At 51.1% G+C, this 19,241-nt stretch carries 13 protein-coding genes; 8 read left to right on the forward strand and 5 right to left on the reverse strand.

What is annotated here, in order from left to right; genetic code table 11:
* Positions 1-21 precede the first annotated feature (21 nt).
* Entirely contained in the window at positions 22-1,773 is a 1,752-nt protein-coding gene (locus EYB30_RS09180; protein WP_166838633.1) for a cyanophycinase, read from the reverse strand.
* A gap of 467 nt (positions 1,774-2,240) precedes the next feature.
* Between EYB30_RS09180 and EYB30_RS09185 the strand changes: the two genes are divergently transcribed.
* The 8 genes from EYB30_RS09185 to EYB30_RS09220 all read left to right on the forward strand — a co-directional run bounded on the left by EYB30_RS09185 (position 2,241) and on the right by EYB30_RS09220 (position 16,153).
* Entirely contained in the window at positions 2,241-5,117 is a 2,877-nt protein-coding gene (locus EYB30_RS09185) for a TonB-dependent receptor domain-containing protein (RefSeq protein ID WP_166838634.1), read from the forward strand.
* A 59-nt stretch (positions 5,118-5,176) separates the two neighbouring features.
* A complete protein-coding gene (yfcC, locus tag EYB30_RS09190) occupies positions 5,177-6,661 on the forward strand; it encodes a putative basic amino acid antiporter YfcC (protein WP_166838635.1) in 1,485 nt (494 codons plus the stop codon).
* Between the two features lie 29 nt (positions 6,662-6,690).
* On the forward strand, positions 6,691-7,872 hold the full coding sequence (iadA, locus tag EYB30_RS09195; RefSeq protein ID WP_166838636.1) for a beta-aspartyl-peptidase: 1,182 nt from the start codon (positions 6,691-6,693) through the stop codon (positions 7,870-7,872).
* A 403-nt stretch (positions 7,873-8,275) separates the two neighbouring features.
* Positions 8,276-12,736, forward strand: coding sequence for a glutamate synthase large subunit (gene gltB, locus EYB30_RS09200; protein ID WP_166838637.1), 4,461 nt, complete (start codon positions 8,276-8,278; stop codon positions 12,734-12,736).
* 9 nt (positions 12,737-12,745) lie between these two features.
* Positions 12,746-14,158, forward strand: a complete 1,413-nt coding sequence (locus tag EYB30_RS09205; protein ID WP_166838638.1) for an FAD-dependent oxidoreductase — start codon at positions 12,746-12,748, stop codon at positions 14,156-14,158.
* A 319-nt stretch (positions 14,159-14,477) separates the two neighbouring features.
* Positions 14,478-14,960: a ribonuclease E activity regulator RraA gene (gene rraA, locus EYB30_RS09210; protein WP_166838639.1), complete on the forward strand. Its 483-nt coding sequence runs from the start codon at positions 14,478-14,480 to the stop codon at positions 14,958-14,960.
* Between the two features lie 95 nt (positions 14,961-15,055).
* Positions 15,056-15,985, forward strand: coding sequence for a TlpA family protein disulfide reductase (locus EYB30_RS09215; RefSeq protein ID WP_166838640.1), 930 nt, complete (start codon positions 15,056-15,058; stop codon positions 15,983-15,985).
* A 27-nt stretch (positions 15,986-16,012) separates the two neighbouring features.
* Positions 16,013-16,153 (forward strand): RraA family protein, encoded by a 141-nt coding sequence (locus tag EYB30_RS09220; protein ID WP_277816733.1) that lies wholly within the window; start codon positions 16,013-16,015, stop codon positions 16,151-16,153.
* Here EYB30_RS09220 and EYB30_RS09225 read toward each other — a convergent pair.
* The 4 genes from EYB30_RS09225 to EYB30_RS09240 all read right to left on the reverse strand — a co-directional run bounded on the left by EYB30_RS09225 (position 16,137) and on the right by EYB30_RS09240 (position 18,920).
* Positions 16,137-16,670, reverse strand: a complete 534-nt coding sequence (locus tag EYB30_RS09225) for a MarR family transcriptional regulator (RefSeq protein ID WP_166838641.1) — start codon at positions 16,668-16,670, stop codon at positions 16,137-16,139. The two genes, EYB30_RS09220 and EYB30_RS09225, sit on opposite strands and share 17 nt — an antisense overlap.
* Before the next feature lie 56 nt (positions 16,671-16,726).
* The gene (locus EYB30_RS09230) at positions 16,727-18,097 is read right to left on the reverse strand and encodes a serine hydrolase domain-containing protein (RefSeq protein WP_166838642.1); all 1,371 of its coding nucleotides are present in this window, start codon (positions 18,095-18,097) and stop codon (positions 16,727-16,729) included.
* Between the two features lie 210 nt (positions 18,098-18,307).
* A complete protein-coding gene (locus EYB30_RS09235; RefSeq protein ID WP_166838643.1) occupies positions 18,308-18,526 on the reverse strand; it encodes a DUF6500 family protein in 219 nt (72 codons plus the stop codon).
* Positions 18,527-18,545: 19 nt separating this feature from the next.
* Complete coding sequence (locus EYB30_RS09240; protein ID WP_166838644.1) at positions 18,546-18,920, reverse strand: nuclear transport factor 2 family protein; 375 nt, start codon at positions 18,918-18,920, stop codon at positions 18,546-18,548.
* Positions 18,921-19,241 lie beyond the last annotated feature (321 nt).

Raw genomic sequence — 19,241 nt, forward strand, 5'->3', positions numbered from 1 at the left:
TTAATACCTCGCAGAAAACTGTCAATTAGCCGGGGTAATATCCAGCATGATGTTGCGATACGAGCAATATTGCACTTCTTTGCCTGGCTGACGATACAGCCCTTGTCGCGTATGAGATGACATATCTTTGTACAAACTCAGCAAGTGGCCCTGGCCCACCCGTACCGCTTTACCATCGGCCTGGCGGCTTTGTGTCAGACATAATAACAGCGCCAGCTGACGGTAATTATCACGCTCAAATATCTCACCGGAACTTAGCAATGGCGACGAGTTATTATTTGCGGCAAACTTCCAGTCGGCGAACCGCGTGCGCAGTATACCGTCTTTAATTTCCAGCCTATCATCGCGGGTCAGATAGTGCGTACTGACTTTTTCAATCCGGCTGGCGCTGCCCTCACCACTGCTTTGCGCCTGTTGCATATCAGCAATATAAACTCCGGCCTCTCCCAGTACCGCCATTTTTACTTCAGGTGCATTTTCGCCCTGTTCAAAACCAACCAGCAGTGCAGTATTTTCATCAATACCAAAGCCAAAACGGGTTTGGGTATCATGTTGTAAGCGGATTAAACGCGCCTGACGGCCGCGCTCAGAGAAATGCGTATCCAGTACGCCCCAGGGAAACAATGCCAGGCCGCCATTACGGTTGAAGGTCAGATGATTTTCCGCCAGGCCGTTGCTGCAGCTCTGATCTTTATCACAACCACTTTGTGGTGCCGGTAAATCAAAGGCGCCAAATTGCATGGCGCTGAAGCTATCGCCGTTGCTGATCATTGGCACTTTACGCCCCTGATAACTGCCACCCGACATCACCGCCGTGCCGGCACTGGTACCGGCAACAATAATCTGACCTGCGCCCAGCATCGACTCAATTTGCTTCAGCTCGGCAGTCGCCGAGCCATCTTCGTGCCGAAACGCCTGTAATGTCAGGCTCTGGTCGCCACCATTGATAAAAATAGCGTCAGCACGGCGGATTTGTTCTACTGCAGCAGCTGAACCCTGCTGACAAAAACGCTCAAGTTGCTGCATTAAATCCGGATACACACGCTGGCGCTGGTAAGTGCCGTGATAGGCCGCTAGATACTGTGGTAACTGCTCACAAGACGCCTTGTTATTCACCGTATTTTGCTGCGCCGCCTGATAGGCTGCATTCAGTGGTAACCAACTGACGTCTGCACCGGCCTCTTCGAATAAATTACTGTACATGTCTACCGCGGCAAAAGGATCACGGCCCGACGCCGTTACCAGCAGCAAACGCGGCTTACGCTGCGGACCACTCACCTGCTGCGCCAGCTCAACAATTTTGTGGATAATTTCAACGGTAAAACCATCACTGGTTTGCGCCAGGTTAGCAAATTCTTTTTGCCGTGCGGCATTGCTACGCTTTTTACTATCGGCTTGTACTGCCATCACTTGTAACTGATCCAGCACAAAATTGCGCTCGCGATCGGTCAAATCGGCGTAATTAATCCGCCCCGACACCCAGATACCGTCAACTTCAATCTCAGACGAGCGCCACAAACGCAATAATTCGCGCTCAGAAATCAGCTCATCCGCTACCCGGCTGCGAATAAACTCCAGCAGCGCCAGTGTCTGCTGTTGTTCAATGATCCGCTCTTCACCCCAAAAGGCTTTATCGGCAATATTGCTAAGGTGCTCTGCAGATAAGCTGAATTGATCCGCCGACTTCGCAGCCGCTGTAAAGGTGTTTGCATCAGTGCAATAACGCACACTGGCAGAGGTACAGGTATGCAAACCGCCCCCTATCAATACCATAGAGTAGTCAGGCAGGTTTCTCTCACTTGTGCTGTTGGCGGCAGATGCTGAACAGGCAAGTAAGGCAGCGGATATGTATAAGCTGAGTGATCTCATTATTCTCTTTCTTATCTTAGGCGCAGATGTCATTCGCTACCGGTACTACAGATAGCGGGAATAAAAATTTACCGGCATAGATTATCCTGTATTGACTTCTTTGCCAATTAGCAGTAATTCTAATAGCGTTGTTTAATTCATTTAATGTTCATTTTCCGGTAACGATATGCTGAAAAAAGCCTTTGCGCTAAGTTCATATCATTACTCGTCTTACTACCTGTCAGAGTGGTTTAACGAGTAGACAAATGTCAGGCATTAAACCGTGCCTGGCAGGCGTTTGCTCCTGCAGCTTTATAAACTCAAATTAATAATGATAAGCACAGCCCAGCGGACCATACCGCGGCGGCGGCTATATTAAGACAGGTATTTTTATGCACAAGTTATCTCCATTAGCGCTGGCTATTGCCGGCGGCTTTTTCGCTACGCCATGGGTTTTTGCCGCCGAAGAAGTGGCCAAAGAAGAGCAAAAGATTGAAAAAATCGAAATCACCGGCTCGCGCATTAAAGGTGTTGACCTTGAAGGCACCCAACCCCTGGTGATTATTTCAGCCGATGATATTAAAAACTCCGGCGCCAGCACCGTTTATGATTTACTAAAAGATGTCGGCCAGTTACGTGGCGGCTCTGGCACCTTTTCTACCTCTGAAAGCGGCACCGCATCCAATGACACGCCGGCTGGTCAGGCAGCGGCTTCGCTGCGTGGTTTAGGCCCCTCATCTACGCTAACACTGATCAACGGCCGCCGCGTCGCTGCCAGCTCTTTTGCTGCCGGCACGGAAAACTTCGTTGATATTAACTCGATACCGGTATCGGCCATTGAGCGGGTAGAAATTCTCGCCACCGGCGCTTCGGCCATTTATGGTGCCGATGCGGTCGCTGGCGTGATTAACTATGTGCTGAAAAAAGATTTTGATGGCGCCGAGCTGGACGTAAGCTATGGCAACTCGACAGCCAGTTCTGACGAAGGCAAAGCCGGCATCAACCTGATTTGGGGTAAAAGTTTTGCAAACAGCAACCTGACTGTTTTTGCCGACTACTTTGACCGCAAAGATTTCGCCTACAGCGACCGCGAACTGACCGACGAAACCTGGTCATTATCTACCCGCGGCCAGTTTGCCAGTGTGCGTTACACCACCTCAGACTTTCTTGATCCGGTCAGCGATGAATACGTTGGTTTCCCTGATCCGGCCTGCCCGAGCGAACTTATCGTGGTAACCGATCCGGTATTTGGCGATAAAGCCTGTGGTTATAACCCAAATAAAGACATGCTCATTCGCCCGGCGCTGGAATCAGCCTCTGGCGGCTTTATGTTTAATACCGAGCTTAACAACCTGCGCTGGTCAAATGAGTTCTTTATCAGCCGCACTAAATCAACTGCGCAAAGTACGCCAGCGAATTTTACCAATTTGCAGGATCAGAGCAGCTGGATCTTTGCTGCTTTTGATAACCCCTTTATTCAGGATAACGACGAGCTGGTATCGCTAATTTATCCCGGTTTTGAAAGCAGCCCCAATGGCAACGATGTCGATGTGGTAGAACTGCGCGGCCGCTTTTTAGCGCCACGGCAAATTGAAAACGAAACCACAGCACTGCGTTTCGTCACTGCCCTGCAAGGCGAAGTCGGTAATTTTGAATGGGAAGGCGCACTGATGTATTCGCGCAGTGAGTCAGATCAGCAAGCCTTAGCCGGTATTTATAACCGCTATAAATTTAATGCCGCCTTATTTGGCGAGTTATGTGCTGATGGCAGCACCAACTGCGCCCCGGAAGACGGCGGCTTATGGTTTAACCCCTTTGGCGGTCAGACCGGCAATGATGAAGTGCTTAACATCATCTCAGAAAACCCTAGCCGCAAAGGCAAATCTGAAGTGTTAAGCGCTGATTTGCGCTTTAACGGCGAATTATGGGAGATGCCAGCTGGCATGGTGGCCTCGGCTTTTGGTGTCGAGTACCGCCAGGAAAAACTCAGCGATAATCCGGACTTAATTGCCCAGTCGCGCTTTGACCGTGACTATCTGGTGGATGTGATAGGCTTTGGTTCCAGTAAATCCAGTGCCGAGCGCAAACAATGGGCGGCCTTTGCCGAACTCTTTGTACCACTGGCCGATAGCGTCGATTTGCAACTGGCTGCCCGCTATGACCACTATGACGACTTTGGCAGCAGCGTAAACCCGAAAGTCGGTTTGACCTGGCGGCCAACTGACAGCCTGGTGCTGCGTTCATCCTGGGCGACGTCGTTCCGCGCGCCTTCTTTAACTCAGGCCGGTGTTGAACTGCGCACCACCAGCACCACGGCGCGCTGCTTACCCGAATTTGCTGAACTGTTCTGTGGCGGTGAAGTTGGTGGTGAAATCACGCCAAACACGCTGGAATTCGGTAACCCGAATCTTAAAGCCGAAGAAGCCGAGTCGGTAAGTGCCGGTTTTGCCTACAGCCCTAATCAGGACATTACCTTTACCGCCGACTACTGGCAGTTTGATCATAAGAAAATTATCGGCACCGATTTAGAGTCTATGCTGGTACGCACTTTAACCGAGCCAAGCCTGCGTTTTTGCGGTCTGGTACCGGCAGACCAGATTGGTATCGCTTTTGACCCTGAGCTGTGTGATGAGCTGGGCTTAGTATCAGGCTTTGACAATGACCTAAACCAGGTACTGGCCGACTGGCAGGACATTGATACCCGCGCCACCAGCCTGCCCCTGTTCCGCGATCATATATTGCTGTTGGAAAATACCGGCAATCAGCAAACCAAGGGCATCGATTTTACTTACAGCCAGCGTTTTGAAGCCGATTGGGCGACTATCCGCTTAAGTGCTGATGTGACTAAACTGATGAGCTTTACCCGCGATCGTACCGCGTTTTCCGGTACCGAGCAGCTGGCCGGCAGCTTCCGCTATCCTAAACTGCTGGCCGGTATCAAACTGCGCATCAGTGGCGATAACTGGTTTGGCGGTGTCAGCATTAACTACACCAGCGACTATCAGGACGAAATTGCCCTGCTGGAACCGGCCGATATTGATTTATTAGCAGAGCAAGGTATCGACTCCGACCGGCGCGTACCATCCTGGACCAAGGTGAATGCCAACCTTGGCTATGATGTCAGCGACAACCTGACGCTAAGCCTGAATATTGATAATGTGTTCGACCGTGACCCGCCATTTATTTATGGCCGTTATAAAGATGTCGACTTTATCAACCACGATGTCTTAGGCCGTAACTATCGCTTACTGGCGACCTACCGCTTCTAACATCAAACAGGGGGAGTGTTTATACTCCCCCAGTCTATTACCATTTTCAGGATCATTTTATGTCTGCCGTAACAACTAAACCGGTATCGATGCCTGACGCCTTTGTCATCCTGTTTTTCGTGATGATATTGGCAGCAGTCGCATCGCATCTGGTACCTGCCGGCGCTTTTACGTTGCTGGAGCCGGCGCCAGTGGCTGAAGGCGCTGCCAAACTAAAGGGCAAAATAGACCCCGACAGCTTTAGCTTCGCCGCCGATAGCCAACAGGGTGTACCGCTGTTTGCTGAAGGCGGCGGTATTGGCTTTTTTAACTATGCCTTTGAAGGCCTGGTGTCAGGCGATAAATGGGGCTCTGCCGTTGGTGTGGTGGCCTTTATTCTGCTCACCGGCGGTGCCTTTGGCATCATTATGAAAACCGGTGCTATTCACAACGGCATTCTGGCCTTAATAGACAAAACCAAACGGATGGAGTTTTTGTTTATTCCGCTGATGTTTGGCCTGTTCTCGTTAGGCGGCGCTGTGTTTGGTATGGGCGAAGAGGCTATTGCCTTTTGTATCGTGCTGCTGCCGCTGATGCTGGCACTGGGCTACGATGCCATTACTACTGTGCTGGTAACTTATGTCGCAACCCAAATTGGTTTTGCCACCTCCTGGATGAACCCGTTTAATGTGGCTATTGCCCAGGGCATTGCCGAAATACCGCTGATGTCAGGCAAAGATCTGCGTATTGTTATGTGGGCCGTGTTTACGCTGTTTGGCATGATCTTTACCCTGCGCTACGCCGCTAAAGTAAAAGCTAAACCAGAGCTGTCACTCAGTTATGCTACTGATCAAAAGCTAAGAGCACAACAAAGCGCCGATGCCAAAAACAGCTATAGCCGGCTGGACTCGGTGATCCTGCTGGCGTTTTTTGCCGGCCTGGTGTGGATAATCTGGGGTGTCACCACGCGCGAATACTATATACCCGAAATTGCCAGTCAGTTTTTTACCATTGGCGTGGTTATCGCCGTTATCGCCGTGCTGGGCAAACGTTTAACGATGAATGAAGCCGCTGATGGCTTTAAACACGGTGCAGCCGAACTGCTGCCAGCAGCGCTGATTGTTGGTTTGGCCAAAGGCATAGTGCTGTTGCTCGGTGGCGATGAGGCTGACTCGCCGTCAGTGCTCAATACCCTGCTGTATTACAGCGGCCAGCTACTTGGCGATTTGCCAGCGTATTTATCTGCCTGGTTAATGCTGATTATTCAGTCAGTAATTAACTTCTTTGTTGCCTCCGGCTCCGGCCAGGCGGCGCTGACTATGCCACTCATTGCGCCACTGGCCGATTTAGTCGGACTTTCACGCCAGATTGCGGTATTAGCTTTTCAGCTTGGCGATGGCCTGACCAACTGTATTATCCCCACTTCTGCGGCGTTAATCGGTTGCCTGGGTGTGGTAAGGGTTGACTGGACAGTGTGGTTCCGTTTTGTCTGGAAACTACAACTCTGGCTGTTCCTGCTGGCCAGCGCCTTTATGTTTATTGCCGTTGCCACAGCTTATCAATAACAGCTTCAGGGCTGTTTAAGGTTATTATTTTGAACAATATCATACTTATAAAAAATGCCGAGGTGCTAACGCCAATGCCCATCGGTAAAAAAGACGTAGTACTGGCCGGCAACACTATTGCCGCCATGGGTGATGATTTTAATCTGGCCAGCAGCAATTTACCGGTAACGGTAATAGACGGCAGCGGCTATTACCTTACGCCGGGCTTTGTCGATTCGCTGGTGCATTTTATCGGCGGTGGCGGTGAAGGCGGTTTTGCCACCCGCACGCCGGAAATGCAATTAACCGATGCCACTTTAGGCGGCGTCACTACGGCTATTGGCGTTTTGGGTACTGATGCCACCACCCGCACCTTAACCAACCTGTTGGCCAAAGCCCATGCGCTGGAAAGCGAAGGCATCAGCACTTATTGCCATACCGGCTCTTATGAAATTCCCTGCCGTACCCTGACCGGCAATATCACCGATGACTTAATCCTGATCGATAAGTTTATCGGTGTCGGCGAAATCGCCATCAGCGATCACCGCTCATCACAGCCCACCACAGACGAAATCCGCAAAGTGGCGGCCGCGGCGCGGGTTGGCGGTATTTTAGCCGGCAAAAGTGGCGTGGTCAGTGTGCATATGGGCGCCGGCGAGCGCATTTTACAGCCGCTGTATCAGGCGGTAGCAGGCACAGAGCTGAAGTTAAAACAGTTCTACCCTACCCATATGAACCGCAACCGCCGCGTGTTTGAAGCAGCTCTTGAATTTGCCACTAAAGGCGGCGTAATTGACTTTACCACCAGCACCACCGAGTTTGATTTAAAACACGGCGAAGTCGCCGCCGCCGCGGCGCTGGCCGAAGCACTGGCCTTTGGCATTACGCCAATGCAGCTGACACTTAGCTCAGACGGTAACGCCAGCCTGCCCATTTATAATGATGACGGCGAGTTGTTAGGCTTGCAGGTAGGTAGCGTGCAAAGCTTGTATCAAAGCGCCCGTGACGCGGTATTAACGCACAAGGTGGCGTTATCCGATGCCATTTGCAGTATTACTGCCGCGCCGGCCGCCATACTGGGTTTAAAGCAAAAAGGCCGCCTAGGGCAAAACCTTGATGCCGATCTGGTATTGCTACGCCGCGACGACTTAGCCGTCGATACGGTGATAGCCAAAGGCAAGCTGCTGGTGCAACAGAGCAAAGCACTGGTAAAAGGTACTTTTGAGCGCTAACAGCAAATAGCAACAATTCGCATAAATATGGCGCCTTTCGCCATAACAACCTTGATAAAAAAGCTGCTATGGCAGCTTTTTTTATTGTGCCAACTGCTATCATTGCTAAAAATACCGCCAATTCATGTAATTAATTTTCAATTTCAAAACTGCGCTTTCTGCGTTATATCACCGGCTTTACAGCACAAAGTCAGCTTGCTTTTTTCGGCAAAGCGCGGTATACCTGTACGCTCTTGAACGTTTAGATGGCTAAACATTTCAAGAGTAAATACTCTACAACGCATTGACCTCTGAAAGAGTAACCGTTATTTTCTTTCAGCAGCAGCAAAAACCATTAATAAGAATAATAATTCATAAATAGTAAATATTTATTTAAATATCAGGACAAGTGTGGAGGTTAGTCATGGCGTTGTACCAGCACAGTCAGGCAAGAGAAAACTGTGGCTTCGGTCTGATCGCACATCTGGAAGGTGCAGCCAGCCACCGGATCGTCAGAACTGCCATTAACGGCCTTGACCGTATGCAGCACCGCGGCGGTATTTCTGCCGACGGTAAAACCGGTGATGGTTGTGGTTTGTTAATGCAAAAACCGGACAGTTTTTTCCGCGCTATCGCCGAAGAAAACGGCTGGAACTTAGCGAAAAAATACGGCGTCGGCATGATTTTCCTAAGTCAGGATCCGGTAAAAGCGGCGCTGGCAAAAAAAATTATCGCCCAGGAAATTGGTCGCGAAACCCTGACATTGGTGGCCTGGCGCACTGTGCCGGTCGACAGCAGCGTGCTTGGCCCATTGGCGCTTAGCTCTATGCCGCAAATTGAGCAGGTTATTGTAAATGCACCACACGGCTGGGGCGATCATGACTTAGAGCGTCGCCTGTATATGGTGCGCCGCCGTATTGAAAAACAGCTTAGCGACGATAGCGACTTCTATATTCCCAGCTTCTCATCGCTGGTCACCGTATTTAAAGGCCTGATGATGCCGGCCGATCTGCCGCGCTATTATCTGGATTTGGCCGATATCCGCATGGAAACCGCCATTTGCGTGTTCCACCAGCGCTTTTCTACCAATACTATGCCGCGTTGGCAGCTGGCGCAGCCGTTTCGCTTTTTAGCCCATAACGGTGAAATTAATACCATTACCGGTAACCGCCAATGGGCCCGGGCCCGCCAGTATAAGTTTTCCTCGCCGCTGTTAAGTGATCTGCAGGACGCTGCGCCTTTTGTCAGCCAAAGCGGCTCAGACTCCAGCTCACTGGATAATATGCTCGAATTGCTATTAGCCGGTGGTATGGATTTATTCCGCGCCATGCGCTTGCTGGTACCGCCAGCCTGGCAGGGCAACCGGGTGATGGACGACAACTTAAAAGCCTTCTATGAGTTTAACTCCATGCATATGGAGCCATGGGACGGCCCGGCCGGTATCGTGATGACCAACGGTCAGCATGTGGCCTGTAATTTAGACCGTAACGGTTTGCGCCCAGCGCGCTTTGTGATTACCCGCGACAAGTTAATTACACTGGCTTCAGAGGTCGGCATTTGGGATTACACACCGGATGAAGTCGTGGAAAAAGGCCGCGTTGGCCCGGGTGAAATGCTGGCGGTAGATACTACCACTGGCAAAATCTGGCGCTCGGATGAAATTGATGCTGATTTAATGGCGCGCCACACTTACCGTGACTGGTTAAACGCCAACGTGCAGCGGCTGGTCCCCTACGAGCAATACGAAACCGACCTTATCGGTAAACGCGTATTCTCTGACGATGATATGCTGGTACTGCATAAGCTGTTTAACTACAGCTATGAAGAAATCGATCAGGTGATGACAGTGCTGGCCAAAGATGGTCAGGAAGCGGTTGGCTCTATGGGTGATGACACGCCAATGGCGGTACTGTCGCGCAAGCCACGCACCCTGTACGATTACTTCCGCCAGCAATTTGCCCAGGTGACAAACCCGCCAATAGATCCGCTGCGCGAAGCGCACGTGATGTCACTGGCCACCAGTATTGGCCGCGAGCATAACGTGTTTAAAGAAACTGCCGGTTACGCACGGCGTATTCAGTTTGAATCGCCGGTGATGATGTACTCCGACTTAAAGCAGTTAAAGCAGGCGGATGAAAAGTATTACAAGCACCAGATCTTCTCGCTGAATTTTGACCCGACTGCACTTAATTTGGAGCAAGCAGTAACCCAGCTGTGTCAGGACGTCATCACAGCGGTGCGTGATAACAATGTGGTGCTGGTAATGTTAACTGACCGGCGCATCGAGCAAGGCAAACTGCCAATACCTGCAGCGATGGCAGTAGGTGCGGTGCAACATGCGCTGGTTAATGCTCAGCTACGCTGCGACTCCAACATTATTGTCGAAACGGCCACCGCGCGCGACCCGCACCATTTCGCCGTATTAATTGGCCTGGGTGCTACCGGTATCTACCCGTTTTTAGCCTATGAAACGGTCGAGCAGCTGGTAGAAAAAGGCGTGATTAACTTAACCGCGCGCCAGGCAGTACTGAACTATCGTAAAGGCATTAATAAAGGCCTGTACAAGATCATGTCGAAAATGGGCATTTCAACCGTGGCCAGCTATCGCTGCTCTAACCTGTTTGAAGCCGTCGGTATTGATAAAGCGGTGATGCAGCAATGCTTCACTGATATCCCCTCGCGCCTGGGTGGTGCCGGTTTTGAAGATTTCCAGCAGGATATCCAATTACTTGCCAATGTCGCCTGGCTTAAACGCAAGCCGCTAAACCACGGTGGTTTGTTAAAGTACGTGCACGATGGTGAATACCATGCCTACAACCCGGATGTAGTACAAACGCTGCAAAAAGCGGTGCGCTCAGGTAAATACGAGGATTACCAGCAGTACAGCCGTATTGTAAACCAGCGCCCGGTGGCCCATCTGCGCGACCTGTTTAAATTGAACGACGCCGCTGCCGTGCCGCTGGAGCAGGTAGAAACCGAAGATAAGCTGTATCCGCGTTTTGACAGTGCCGCTATGTCTATCGGCGCTTTAAGCCCGGAAGCGCATGAAGCGCTGGCCATTGCGATGAACCGTTTAGGCGGGCGCTCTAACTCGGGTGAAGGTGGTGAAGATCCGCGCCGCTTTGGCACCGAGAAAAACTCCAAAATTAAGCAGGTGGCATCAGGCCGCTTTGGCGTAACGCCGCATTATCTGGTCAACGCTGAAGTTATTCAGATTAAAGTGGCGCAAGGCGCTAAGCCGGGTGAAGGTGGTCAGCTGCCGGGTGAAAAAGTGACCGCCGAAATTGCCCGTCTGCGCTATTCAGTGCCGGGTGTAACGCTGATATCACCGCCGCCGCACCATGATATTTACTCGATTGAAGATTTAGCCCAGCTGATCTTCGATTTAAAACAGGTTAACCCGCAGGCGTTGATTTCAGTAAAACTGGTATCCGAGCCCGGCATCGGCACTATCGCTACCGGTGTGGCGAAAGCCTATGCCGATTTAATTACCGTGTCCGGTTATGACGGTGGTACCGGCGCCAGCCCGTTAACTTCAGTGAAGTACGCAGGTAGCCCGTGGGAGCTTGGTTTAGCTGAAGTGCATCAAGCCTTAGTTGAAAACGGCCTGCGCGATCGCGTGCGCTTGCAAGTTGATGGCGGCTTAAAAACCGGCCTCGATGTGATTAAAGCCGCGATTTTAGGCGCCGAAAGCTTCGGCTTTGGTACCGGCCCTATGGTAGCGCTGGGCTGTAAGTTCCTGCGTATTTGCCATTTAAATAACTGCGCTACTGGTGTGGCAACACAAGATGCAACGCTGCGCCGTGACCACTTTAACGGCCTGCCAGAGATGGTGATGAACTACTTTAAGTTCTTAGCCTTTGAAGTGCGCGAGTTAATGGCGCAGCTTGGCGTAACCGAGCTAACGCAGCTTATCGGCCGCACTGATTTATTAAGCGTTAAAGACAGCGAAACGCAAAAGCAGGCACGGCTGGATTTAACGCCTATTCTGCAAGCCAGCGGCGTGCAATCAGACAAAGCCTTGTACTGCGTGCAAAACAATAAACCTTTTGATGAAGGTGCATTAAACCAGCAATTGTTAGGGCGCTGCGAGCAGATGGTACTTAACAAAACCGGTGGCCAGCTAAGCTTTAGTATTCGCAATACTGACCGCTCGGTCGGTGCTGCGCTGTCGGGCTTTATTGCCCGTCAGCATGGTAATCAGGGCATGGCAACCGATCCGATCCGCATTCGCTTTAACGGCACCGCAGGCCAGAGCTTTGGCGTATGGAACGCCGGTGGCCTGCATATGTCGCTGCAGGGCGATGCCAACGACTACGTCGGTAAAGGCATGACCGGCGGTATGCTGGCGATTTACCCGGCCAAGGGCGCCGCCTTCGCCAAAAACGGCTTTACCATTGCCGGTAATACTTGCTTATACGGCGCCACCGGTGGCCGGTTGTATGCTGCCGGCCAGGTCGGCGAGCGCTTTGCCGTACGTAACTCCGGCGCATTAGCGGTAGTTGAAGGCACCGGCGATAACTGCTGTGAATATATGACTGGCGGTGTGGTCGTGGTACTGGGCTGCACCGGGGTTAACTTTGGTGCCGGTATGACCGGAGGCTTCGCTTACCTGTTAGATGAGCAGGACGATTTAGCGCTTAGGTTAAACCCTGAGCTGGTCGAGGCACTGGATGTCAGCACGCCGATACTACAGGAGCACCTGCGTAGCTTATTGCACCAGCACGTTGAGGAAACCGGCAGCGAAAAAGCACAGAGGATCTTAAACGACTTTGGCAATTATTTAAGTAAATTCAAGCTGGTAAAACCAAAAACCAGCGATGTAAACACCTTGCTGGGACACCGCGCACGCTCGTCAGCCGAGCTGCGGGTTCAGGCGATGTAGGGAGGCGTTATGGCACAGAATGTATACCAGTTTATCGACGTAAAACGGATTGATCCGCCAAAACGCTCACATCACGAACGTACTATCGAGTTTGTGGAGATTTACCAGCCAATGACCCACACCCAGGTGGAAGGTCAGGCCGATCGCTGCCTGGATTGCGGCAACCCTTACTGCGAGTGGAAGTGCCCGGTGCACAACTATATTCCACAGTGGTTGAAGCTGGCTAACGAAGGCAAGATCATTGAAGCGGCTGAGCTGTCGCACAAAACCAATAGCCTGCCTGAAGTGTGCGGCCGGGTCTGCCCGCAGGACCGCTTATGCGAAGGCGCCTGTACGCTAAACGAAGGTTTTGGCGCGGTAACTATTGGCAGTATTGAAAAGTACATTACCGACAAAGCCTTTGAAATGGGCTGGCGGCCGGATTTATCTGCGGTAGTAAAAACCGAGCGCCGCGTCGCGGTAATCGGTGCTGGCCCGGCAGGGTTAGCCTGTGCCGATGTATTGGTGCGTAACGGTGTTACGCCAGTGGTGTTCGACCGCTATCCGGAAATCGGTGGCCTGCTCACCTTTGGTATTCCGCCGTTTAAGCTGGAGAAAGACGTACTTAAACTGCGCCGGCAAATCTTTAGCGAAATGGGCATCGAGTTTCGCTTAAACACTAACGTTGGCGTTGATGTCAGCTTTGATAGCTTACTAAACGAGTACGACGCCGTGTTTTTAGCGCTGGGTACTTACACGCCGATGAAAGGCGGCTTAGCCAATGAAGATGCGCCGGGCGTATACGAAGCACTGCCGTTCTTAATTGGTAATATCAATAACCTGATGGGCTGGCAGACTGAGCATCCGTTCGTTAGCTTAAAAGATAAAACCGTCGTGGTATTAGGCGGTGGCGACACGGCGATGGACTGCGTACGCACCTCTATCCGCCAGGGCGCCACTAAGGTTAGCTGTGCTTACCGGCGCGACGAAGCCAATATGCCAGGCTCACGTAAGGAAGTGCAAAACGCGCGCGAAGAAGGCGTCGAGTTTTTGTTTAACTTACAGCCACTGGGGATCGAGGTTAATAGCGACGGTAAAGTGATTGGCGTTAAGGTAGTCACCACCCAAATGGGTGCCCCCGATGCCAAAGGCCGCAGAAGCCCCGAGCCAGTGCCGGGCTCTGAGCAGGTACTGCCCGCCGATGCTGTGGTGATTGCCTTTGGTTTTCAGCCCAGCCCACCACAGTGGTTAGTCGATATGGGTGTAGAGCTCGATAGCAAGGGCCGGGTTGTTGCCAGCGAGAAGAGCACCTATGCCATGCAAACCAACCAGCAGAAGATCTTTGCCGGTGGCGATATGGTATTAGGCTCAGACCTGGTAGTCACCGCTATCGCGCAAGGCCGTAAGGCTGCCGAAGGCATACTGGATTACTTAGAAGTATAAGCTTGGAAGTATAAGTAGCGAGATTAAACTGCCGGTTTAAGCGAAATGCCCGAACCGGCTGTTGCCATCCGCAGCTGATAACTATGTAAGCGAGATTGAACTGCCTGTTGAGGCTAAATACTCGAACCGGCTTACCCACGCCGACACGCCGTAAACCCATCCCTGGGGGCTCGTCTCAGCCCGTCCGGGGCTTCAACGGTCAGCTTAGGGTAAGCCTAATCTCGCTTTATCGTTTCCGGTTGTAGGTTCGGAACGTGGGCAAACCGGTTCGAGCCTAAAACCCAAACCATCCGCTCCACGAACAAAAAGGAGTCGAACAGTGCCGCCATTCACCCTACCCGATTTATGCGACGCCCATGCAGCTTATATTCGCGTAACTGAACCGATTTTCACCAACTACGGTGGCAAAACCGCCTTTGGCGGGCAAATTGTTACGGTGAAATGCTTTGAAGATAACTCCAAAGTAAAACAGCTGGTAGCCACATCGGGCCTAGGCAAAGTGTTAGTGGTAGACGGCGGCGGCTCGAAACGCCATGCACTTTTGGGCGATATGCTGGCCGAACAAGCGGCGAAAAACGGCTGGGAAGGGATAATTATCAACGGCTGTATTCGTGATATCGACGAAATACGCCAAACGCCGCTTGGCGTGCAGGCGCTGGGTATTCACCCAATGAAAACCGACAAACGTGATTTAGGCGATATCAATGTCGCGGTTACGTTTGCCGGGGTAGATTTTATCCCCGGCCAGTTTGTCTATGCCGATAACAACGGCGTGCTGGTGGCGACTAAGGCGTTGCTGTAATGTAAGTACTTTAGCGCGTAAGTTGTCGCAAATTTACAATACGGCCCAGCGTTAAGCCGCTATGCTCTTCTTAACCCATTTCAGGAGAGCCTCTAATGCGCAACTTATACTTTACTCTGCTACTGGCATGCCCTCTGCTGCTAACACTACTGCCAACCAGCGTCGCAGCAAATAGCAACACAAGTTATCAGCAGATTAACTTAAACAGCTTCCCGGCGTTAACCCCTGTCTCACTGGCAAAGCTGGATGCCGGTAAACCGCTGTATGTAAAAATGTGGGCCAGTTGGTGTCAGCCTTGCATGGAACAAATGCCGCACTTTCAGGCGCTATATCAGCAGTATGGCGACAAGGTGAACTTTGTAGCGGTAAACATTGATATTAATGAAAAAAGTGAGGAAATCGCAGCGGTGATTTCTCGCTTTCAGCTAAGTATGCCGGTATGGCTGGATGTTGAAGGTAAGCTTGCTGTAGCACTGGGCTTAGTAGGCACGCCCTACTCGGTTTTGATAAATACTAACGGTGACCAGGTGTATAAAAGCCATGAATCGGATGCGGTGTTAGATGGCTTTTTACAGCGTTTAGCAAAAGGCCAGCAACTACCTGCCGCTAACACCAGCGCGATAACCGCAGCGGCGCAGCAGCAACTGCTACAGCCGTATTTAACCGGCGAACACTCGCTGTTTTTTACTGCAACCTGGTGCGACTGGTATCTGGCCGACTCGCGCCCTGAAATGTCTAAAGCATGCAGCGATGCACAAAAAGGTTTAAACCAGCTGTCCACAAAACTACCCGGGCCGCCGCTTAAGGTTATTGTTAATCACTTATGGACCGACGATAAAGCAGTAGCCGAGTTTAAAGAGAAGTATCAGCTTAACCTGCCGGTAAGTATTGACGAATATGGCGTACTGTTTCGCCAGTTTAATGTGCGCAATTTACCAATGTTACTTAAGATTAAAGACGGCAAAGTGCTTACAACGGTTACCGATTTCAACCAACCAAGCGCAGTCGAAAATCTGCCGGAATAAAGCCAGCGCCTACTGCAGGCGCTGGGTATTCACCCGATGAAAACCGACAAGCGCGATTTAGGCGATATCAACGTCACGGTCACTTTTGCCGGGGTCGATTTTATCCCCGGCCAGTTTGTTTACGCCGATAATAATGGCGTGCTGGTTGCGACTAAGCCATTGCTGTAGCTGCAGCGCTGTCCAGGTTTAAACCCTGCTGCACTTTAGCCAGTAAGCTTTTTAACTGCGCTTTCTCCTCGCTGGAAAAGCCCTGCAGTACTTGAGCGGCCAGCACAAAACGTGCCTTGGTTAACTGGTCTATCAGCGCTACTCCCTGCTCTGTCAGCTGCACCGGCTTAGAACGCAAATCGGTCTGGCTGGGCACACGGCTAATAAGTGATTTTTCAATTAACCGGTTAAGGCAGGTGGTTAACGCGCCAGAGGTAATACGCACCTCTTCTAACAGCAGTGCCGGCGTTACCTGATACGGCGCGCCCTGACGCCGGGCACAGGCCAACACATCATGCTCGGTCTGGCACAACCCAAACGGTTTGAGTTGCTGAACGCCCAGCGTATCGGCATTAGCGCCGACGCCAATCAGCAAGCCAACAAGCGCAGCATCCTCCACCGGCAGCTTTGGGTGAATTGCTTTCCACTGCGTAGCCGCCCGCTGCAACAGTGCCGGTACCTGATTCAGTTTATTCATCTACACCTCTCCAAAACGCTTATTCAACCGCATAAGCCGCACGTAACTTACGTAAATTACGGCAGCTTCTGACCGCGCAGGGTGTTGCCGTTAATAGTAATAATCATGTTATTACCGGCAAAACTAATACTCACTTCATCGGTATAAGTAAGCTTTAGCGTGTTATCCGGCCCCACCGCCATTAGCTCGTCATTCATAAATACTTTGCCGTCTATCGCCTGCAAGGTGACAATGTTGGACTGCATCATCAAATGTTTTTGCACCTCTTCTGCAACAAAACTGTAGCGACCTAAACGGGAGCCAAACTGCGACACAGAGGCTAAGCTACGCTTATCCGGCAAGCTGTAATCCATGTCGTTTAGCACAAAAAACAGCCCTGCCATCAGTTGTAAAACCGGTGTATTGCCCCAGTTTGCGGTAATAGCGATAAAGTCATCTTGCGATGCCGAGCGCAGCATAACGCTTTTGGTGCCAAAGCCACTGCCTGCTGCAAAATACAGCACACGGTCACCGAACGGTTTTAGCGTCCAGCCATAGCCGTGGCCGTCGCCATCAGCCGAGGTCAGCTGTGACTGAAACATTTGCCGGCTGGTTTCTGCCGCCAGCAACTTGTGCTGCTCCAGCGCCAGCACAAATTGATATAGGTCATTAACGGTAGAATACATGCCGCCACCGGGGTTTACGCCCAAATGCTTTGACCGCGGTGCAGTTGCAACACCCTCTGGCGAAATACGATAGGGTGTCGCCTGGCGCTCAACTACCTTTTCCGCCAGATATACACCGGTATCACTCAGCTTAAGCGGCTTGATAATATGCTCGGTAATGTAGCTGGCAAAATCCTGCTTAGATGCGGTCTCTATCACCCGGCCAAGTAACATAATGCCAATGTTGGAATACTCATAACGGCTACCCGGTTCAAACAGCAGTGTTTGATCATTCACCAACTGCGTGATCTGCTGGCTAAGGGTTAAATTTTGATGTGGCTGAATGCCCGACTCACGCGGCAAGCCGCTGCTGTGCGTCAGCAAATGATGCAAGGTGACTTTGTTAGCCCACTCGGCAGTTAGCTCGGGAATATACGCCTTCACAGGCGTGTGCAGTTTTAGCTTACCCTGCTCTACCAGCTGCAGCAGCGCCGCAGCAGTAAAGGTTTTCGACATCGAGTTAATGGAAAACCGCACATCAGCACTATTAGCAACATTAAACTCGCGGTTCGCCAAACCATAACTGGCCAGCAACACCTCCTGCCCGTGCTTGACTACCTTTACCGTGCCGGAAAAGCCATACACATCGGCATACGCCTGCGCCACCTTAGCCAGCTTAGCGGTTGTGGCCGCCTGCTGCGGGCTTTGTTCAGCCGTCGCGGTAGCAGCACCTAAAACCAACAACATGCAGATAGATATTACTGCAGCAAATACACGCGCCATAGCCGCTCTCCTTTTTATTAAGCATTGGCGGCACTATAGCAACTGACTTATCTTTACGTAAAGATATAATATGTATCTAACTGTAAGCAGCGGTTTAGCTGAAGCTGCGCACTGGGCTTTAAGCCATTACCAATTGCGCAGCGTTGTTTCCCGGCTAGCCAAAACAACCAAACCGGAGTGCAACTGCTACCGCAAAACAAAAAAGCACTATCACAATCCGGCTTGAACCAGCTGCTTTATCTTCAGCGCTTTTTCAAAATGGTCCAGCCGGTGGGTTTGGATCCACCAGGTTGCCGCTTCCATTAACAGCGCCGGGTCGTTGTTTTTATTGGCGAAAAAAGCGTAAAACGACACGCCGACGCTCTCGCCTTTGGCGAGGATTTTTTTGTCACAAACGGCAATAATTTTTTGTCTTAGAGCATCGCGCATAGGGCGGTATTTCCTGCGGTTAAAATGGATTACAAGCGGTGCCCTGGTGAAAAATCATCTGCCAGTGTTCACCGTCAAAGCGATAGAGTGAACTGCGCACTGAGTAGCTGGGGCTATCATCTTCGACGCGCTGTATCGTGGCACGGTACGTCAGCTGCGCCAGGCCATCGGCCAAAACCCGGCAGGTAAAATCTTGCTGGGTAATCACAGGTGGCGTTTCCGTTGGCAGGCGCTCAAGCACATCCGCTTTACCAAAACAGCGGCCGGTTGCGGCGATTTCATTGAAATCGTCAGCGAGATAAAGGTTTAGTAATTCGGCAGACAAACGAGTAGCGGGCTGAACCAGTAGCTGTTCCAGTTCAATTAAATGCTGTGTAAGCAGCTTGCTGTCCATGTTATTCCCGAATTTATGGGTCAAAAAATAATTAACACGCACTATAGAAGAGAGTGCCGCATTTGGCGTTCTCATACGACAGCAGGAGTTTTAATATGTATGAGCTTATTCTACAAACGATAATATTGTTCACCGCTATCGCGCACGCAATAATCGAATATTTTAAACTGAGGCAGCTACACAAAGATTAATTACCACTGGGCCTACTGATTTTCGCCGGGGTAGATGTTATCCCCGGCCAGTTTGTTTATACAGATAATAATGCCGTATTGGTGGCGACTAAGCAGTTGGTTTGAGTTATCCAACCGCTGTTGCTATGCT

This window comes from Rheinheimera pleomorphica, from assembly GCF_011634895.1.
GTDB classification, from domain to species: domain Bacteria; phylum Pseudomonadota; class Gammaproteobacteria; order Enterobacterales; family Alteromonadaceae; genus Alishewanella; species Alishewanella pleomorphica.